Here is a 6036-nt window from a genome sequence, read left to right as displayed (position 1 = left end):
TAAGCCCGGAGGTTCTCCTCATTCACAAGACCCAAACCGCGACGAACCTCACGGCCGGGTACAACTAGCGCGTGAAACAAGAGTGCTTGCGCTGCATCCTGCTCCGATGTAGCGAGGGTACGTAGCAGCTGCTGAACCGCCTCCGGCTCGGTCGCGGCGCAGCGCGCGAGCGCTTCCGCCGCGCAGTCGTAGAGGGTGTCGTCGACGTCGTCCCGCCCTGACCTGGATATCGTGCGAAAGCTGAAGTGGCGGTCCCGAACTAGTGCGCCGTCCTGGCGATCAAACGAAGTTGCCTGCATCACGGCCAGGAGATATGGCACGAACGCTTCGACGAACGCCCGTGGTTCGGATTTGCTCGAACCTTCGATGAGCTGGGCGAGGCCATACTCATGCAAGCCGAGAATCGTGACCTTGCCGTCCTGGCCGGTGACTAGCGCCGCGGGGCTCTCCACAAAGCACGCGATCAACAGGTCAATCGACCAGAGTGGTCTGTGCTCCGCAAGATCATGGGTCGACAGCCACAGATTCTCCCCCGCAGGGCTGAGGTCGCCGCGCCGTGCAGCGGCCAGAATCAGGTCGAACAGGGGCCTGTTCAGATGCAGATCGGATGTGTGCGTCAGCCGTTGAAGCCACCCGAGGTAATGAGGTGAGTGCTGGCGCGCTGAGAGCAACTCCACGACGACCTCGGCGTGGGCGGGACCCGCGTTTGCCAACGATGCCGCGCCCCGTTCGCGTAGGGCTGGATCGGCACTATCGAGCCATGTCTCGATGAGTCCGCGGTCGTGGAGCACACCAAACCAACTCGAACGGGCGACGTGCCGCCACAGGCGTGTGGTCAATGGCCCCTCAGTCTTGGCGATGCGCAGAGCGAGGTCCAGATCAGCGCTGCTTGGCGCAGTTACGTCCGCGAAGACGATCAGGGCCGTCTCTTTGATGTGGTGCCGGACGGCTAGATGGGTAAGCACCGCCTCAACCTCGATGCGGAATCGCGAAGGATCCCGCTCCCGCAGCAGTTCGAGAATCTGTCGGACCTGGGCACGTCGAAACAGTTCCTGCTCTTGCGCGCACAGGAACTCGACCATCGACTGCTGCCGTGACAGCCATTGGCGCGCAAACGAGTAGTCGAAGAACGTCTCGTGGAAGAAGGCGACGCGGCCGTCGTCGATGGCCAACACCTGTTCTGACGCGAGTACGTTGGCGTCGCTGATGTAGTCGCCGGCGTCGAGAACCTCGATGCCGACCGACAGTGTCTGCTGATCGCTCGCGGTGTCGGCAACGCGTGCGATCACGTCGTTGAAACGAACCTCGGGTCGGTAGTCCTTAATGGTCTGGCGCTTGCGCTGCCAGAAGGCATCGAACAGTGAGCCACGGGAGGTGAACTTGAGCGCCTCGGGCTGGTCGGCGATTGTTTCGAGGAGCACGAGGTTCAATGGGGACCTAAGCAGCTCCCGCTGGGATAACGAAAGTGCCGCGGCATCCAGACCCATCGCTTCGACGGCGCCCGCAACCTCGCGATCAGTCAGGGGGCTGACCGTGAGACGCTCTACGTCCTCCCGAGCGTCGAGCTTGCGAATGCGATGGTCGTTCTCGACGTCGAAAAGGCGGCACGCCAATATGACGGCCACCCCCTCCACTGCCATCGCCTCATCGATCAAGTCGGCGATGACGTCATATCGCTCAGATAGTCTTCCCGACGCGACTGACACCGCGTCGAGCTGATCGATGATCAGGAAGGCATCGCGGCCATCCGCGGCCATCCGCAGCGAGGCAACGGGCGAGCTGCTCAAACCCAGCTGTGCGCCCAACTGGGCCGGCGAGTTGAACGCTCCTCGACGGTCGAGCCGAAACGCCAACACCTCGGCACCGTGCGATTCAAGATCGCCGGCTGTCTGAAAGAGGACCGAACTCTTGCCGCCGCCGCCAGCCCCCACAACCAGCGCCAACCGTGTCGTCTTAACGAGTTCGAGCAGGTCAGCGGATTCTGAGCGTGGGATTGGGGACGTCAGCAACTCCCGCGCTATCGTGCGACGCCAGCTCTCTGTCGTCGCGCGGACTTCTTCATAAGCAGTCCTCCTCGCTGTTGCATTGCGCGCCGAGATACCGTGAACTGACAGCCCCTCCAGCAGCTCGCGCCTCGTCAGCGGTTTGCGAAGGTTCTCGAGAAGTACGGCGCCCACGGCGATGGGAAGCAGCGTTTCCTCCGCACCCTCCAAGATCGTGCTGGCTAGCATGGCGTTCGTCTTGACCAGCTGCTGCTCATCTCCGACCTCGAACCACATGCCGCGAAGGGCTCGCCACGCCCCCTCTGGGCTACCAAAGGCATCAGGACCTGAAAGCTCATCAAAGACTGGTGTCATCTCTTTGGTGAGCTGATGGGTCATGAACTGGTGGACATCAGCGGACTGACGGGTCCACTCGCAAAGGACCCTCAGCGACCCGCACGGCGTCGTCGAGCAGAAGTGGTACTCGCGGCCGACGTCGACGTGTCGCGCCGCCGACGCGAAGATTCTGCGACTGCGCAGAGCCCCGACCGTCCAATGATCGTTGATGCTGTGCTGGCGCTTCACCTGAGTCACGGACACAACGTTGCGCTCGTCGACGAAAGTGAACTCAGAGCCGTCGGCCAGGTCCGGATCGAGATCCTCGAGGGTGATGCTGCGTCGCGCGTCTTGAATGCACCGCAACGCATGGTGCACTGCCCACGCCAGCTCGTATTTGTTTCCCAGCTTGTCGGCGACCCCGCCTCCGGCGTTATTCCTTCTCGCCGTCACCGCGGGTACCTGGTGTGCATCCTTCATAGGCGACTGATCCCCTGGGTCAGCATCGTGGTGGCGTTCAGTACCTAGTTTGTCGTGCTCAAGACTCGGATCGCGTAAGTCGTCGGCGCAAGGGAACAATGGGACCTGTTTGTGCGCCTCCCGCGACCGCAAGGCGGCCCCAAGACAGGCGTTGTTCAGGGACCGGACCGGGCAGTTGATCCAGGCAGACGTCATAGACTGTCATCGCCCGCTCCGCTTGCCGATGAACAGCACAATCAACGGTTCTGTTGCGCGAGAGTCAGCGTCTTGGACGGGTCGCATCATGCGGGTGCGACGGCCGTGATCAGTCAGGGATGGAGTTCACTTGCGACATCAGCGAATGCCGAGTGAGCCTGGTCCTCGGTCATCTTCTCACCGAGGCTGAACTCGCCCTGACGCACGATCCCCAGAATCGGCGCGGGAAGCGATAGACGCCCTGCTGCGCCGAATATCGAAGTACGGATGAACGGGTAGACGGCCATGAAGGCGACTCGTTCCGCGAACTCTCGATGTATGGCTTCGTCAAAAGTGACTTGCTCAGAGATTGAGTAGATGAGTTCGATATCTGCGACGAACTCGGCTCGTTCGTCGGCAAAAACACTTCTGAACCGGAAGTGCATCCGCTGGTCGCCAAGAATGAATCCGAAGGAGTCATTTCGCAACGGAAATTCGAGAGTTTCCAACTCTTCAGAGGACCAGAGGACTCGACGCGCCCGTTCTTCGTGGACGATCACATCTTGTACCTCTACCAGGGCGAGAAGGTCTCGCACATCGTCGATATGGCGCGGGGACCCTTCCTCAGGCGACAAGGGCGAAGTCCGGCCGTGCGGAAGGCGACGCGGCATAGGTCGGGACGCGGTCAACCCGGTACGTCGATGCGCTCCAATCCGCCACTCGCTCGTACTGGCCCTGGTCAATCTCAACCGAGTGAGTCACGATCGCGCCCACGGCATGCGCATATCGGCGAATGGTCGAGAGCTTTGGGTCCGCATCAGAGCGCTCAAACGCCGCGACAGTTGGCTGAGTGACCCCAAGTCGGTCGGCCACATCTTGCTGGGAAAGCGAGAGATCCTTGCGGACCTGAACCAAGCTTGAGAGGAGGCGGTAGTCGGCCTTCGCAAGCTCCTTGGCGCGACGTTGTGACGGCGATAGACGGCCGCCCGTAAGGGCGGAGAGCAGATTCGTCATAGATTCCAGTCTATACGGCGCGCCGCCTTGCGCAAGCCCGATCAGAGTGCCCAGTCAGTTCTTTCGCCCGCACGATAGCGCAGGAGAGCGTAACCGATCTGCTGATTCTGTAGCTCTGTCGTCAGGGACTCGCTCTCGGTTGCCAAGTGCTTCAGGTGCAAATGAAGCTTCACGAGAACCTGAGGCAGCCTCGCGGGCTCCGCGTGGTACTGGCGTACCAACGTCTCGCCGAAGTTCCAGCGGAGCTCATACAGTTCTGGATCGCGATGGATCGGCTGAAGATCCTCACCCAAGTGGAGTTCACCCGAAGCCGCCAATTCGCATAGTGCAAGGATCCGCCCAACAACTTCCTCCTGGACCGTCGTCGTGAGGGTACTCATCCATAGGAGGACTTCTGTCACACCCTCACACTCGTAGTCGACATAGTCGAGCCATTCCAAAGGAGGGACGGCGGGTTGAGTGCATCGTGAAACTCGCGACGACGCGGGAGAAGGTGGCATCACCGATGAGCATATTGGCTTGATGCGACGTCGCTCAGAACCATCAGGACCGTGTCGATTTGGACAACCGAACCGAAGGAGGCGCCGGCGAACGCAAAGCGCGTTATAGCCAGCTGATGGAGGGTGTAGTCGAGAAGCTCACCGCACTGAACCCGGTCGACCAGCGGACTGGTAAGGCCGACGCATTGAGCGGCGCGGGCCAGCGGCGCAATCAGCTGGCCTTCCGGCTGCGCTGCCACCAAGGAGCTGGTCGGAGCTCGCTCAGCGTCGCAGCCGCGGAAGCTTCGGTGGTCATGGTCCGTTGTTGGTCGCGAACTCGATCGGGTCCGATCGCTGCAACGGCGAGGCCGACCACGTACACCAAGGCGCCGATGCCGACCACAATCCACCCAATCCAGAGCGCCACGGCATTGTCGATCTTCGTCACCGCGTTACCGACTCCGACCGTAAGGAATCCGATCGTGGCGACGCCAAAGCCGACGAAGGCGAGCCGGGCACGCTGCTTTCGCGTGAGTTCGGCGACAGCCAGTTCGACAAAGTAGTAGTCCACGCGGTCCGCGGCGATCTCCGTCTGATGCTGGTTGCGCGCATTGGCGAGCACCTTCAACCAGAGGTCGTAGCGAACTGATGCGCTGATCTGATTCGTAATCGTGATGGCTACCGTGGCCAAGGCGGCGACGCCGGCGAGCACCGTGCCGATCACCATCCAGTCCATGCACCTGATTATGGCGGCACGATGTGACAGTGCTCAGATCGTGCGAAACGGCAATCATCGAGCGCAGAAGGCGGGCTGTGAACCGGGGGGCCGCCGTAGGCTTCGTCCCAATGGAAGTGGAGCGACTAGCCAGTGATTGCCTACCTGCCGGGTCATGAGGCGAGCTTCTGGGATCCATATCCAAGCAGCCGCACACACCGATTCACCCTTGGGAACGCGACGTCGTCAGCTCCAGGCGCTCGGCCGCTGATCGCGATCTGCATGAACCCCTCGCACGCCAATGAGTTCGAAGCAGACCGGACCGTGAACCGGCTGATCGAGGCGAGCATTGACCACGCCTACACCGGTTGGATCATGCTCAATCTCTATCCAGAGCGGGCAACCAAGCCTTCGAACCTCTCTCCCTACGATCCGGGGCTCTCCGCTGCTAACTGCGCAGCGATCGCGCGGGAACTCACGCGCCACCAGGCAACGGAGGTGCTGGGAGCCTGGGGAGGGAACCTCCACCCGACGATCCGCCGCGCCAAGCAGGACGTTCTCGCGCTCGTCACCGCGCTGGGAGCGCGTCTCTTCAGCTTCGACCCTCCTACCGTCGTCGATCGTCAGCCCCGCCACCCGTGGCCGCGCACGGGGCGACTGCCGATGCTGGGACCGAAGCGCTACCTGATGCAGCCGGAATTCGACGTGTAGGGCTGAAGCGGCGTACGCAAGTCGGTCCTTCAATGCACCGCGGAGCTGACACCTCAATCGAGGGTTGGTGCACCTGGCTGGTGGGTCATGTAGACATCGACGTCGTCCTCCGAGAGGGTGACGAACCCATGACGCTCGTAGAGAC

Annotated in this window: 6 protein-coding genes and 1 pseudogene; 1 reads left to right on the top strand and 6 read right to left on the bottom strand. The window is 61.7% G+C overall.

Features of this window, described 5'->3' with window-relative positions; all coding sequences use genetic code 11:
- From MJ607_RS19725 to MJ607_RS19700, 6 genes and pseudogenes are all read right to left on the bottom strand, one after another.
- A pseudogene (locus MJ607_RS19725) lies at positions 1–2798 on the bottom strand (hypothetical protein); the annotation flags it as partial.
- 308 nt (positions 2799–3106) lie between these two features.
- On the bottom strand, positions 3107–3532 hold the full coding sequence (locus tag MJ607_RS19720; RefSeq protein ID WP_243077347.1) for a hypothetical protein: 426 nt from the start codon (positions 3530–3532) through the stop codon (positions 3107–3109).
- Between the two features lie 64 nt (positions 3533–3596).
- Positions 3597–3986, bottom strand: coding sequence for a helix-turn-helix domain-containing protein (locus MJ607_RS19715; RefSeq protein ID WP_243077346.1), 390 nt, complete (start codon positions 3984–3986; stop codon positions 3597–3599).
- A 41-nt stretch (positions 3987–4027) separates the two neighbouring features.
- Positions 4028–4387 (bottom strand): hypothetical protein, encoded by a 360-nt coding sequence (locus MJ607_RS19710; RefSeq protein WP_243077345.1) that lies wholly within the window; start codon positions 4385–4387, stop codon positions 4028–4030.
- Positions 4388–4485: 98 nt separating this feature from the next.
- A complete protein-coding gene (locus MJ607_RS19705; RefSeq protein WP_243077344.1) occupies positions 4486–4725 on the bottom strand; it encodes a hypothetical protein in 240 nt (79 codons plus the stop codon).
- Entirely contained in the window at positions 4698–5201 is a 504-nt protein-coding gene (locus MJ607_RS19700) for a hypothetical protein (protein ID WP_243077343.1), read from the bottom strand. Before MJ607_RS19700 ends, MJ607_RS19705 begins: the two co-directional genes overlap by 28 nt.
- Positions 5202–5333: 132 nt before the next feature.
- Between MJ607_RS19700 and MJ607_RS19695 the strand changes: the two genes are divergently transcribed.
- The gene (locus MJ607_RS19695) at positions 5334–5891 is read left to right on the top strand and encodes a DUF1643 domain-containing protein (protein WP_243077342.1); all 558 of its coding nucleotides are present in this window, start codon (positions 5334–5336) and stop codon (positions 5889–5891) included.
- Positions 5892–6036: the final 145 nt, after the last annotated feature.

This window comes from Microbacterium sp. SS28, from assembly GCF_022761035.1.
GTDB lineage: Bacteria > Actinomycetota > Actinomycetes > Actinomycetales > Microbacteriaceae > Microbacterium.
This window is presented reverse-complemented; position numbering and strand designations above follow the sequence as displayed.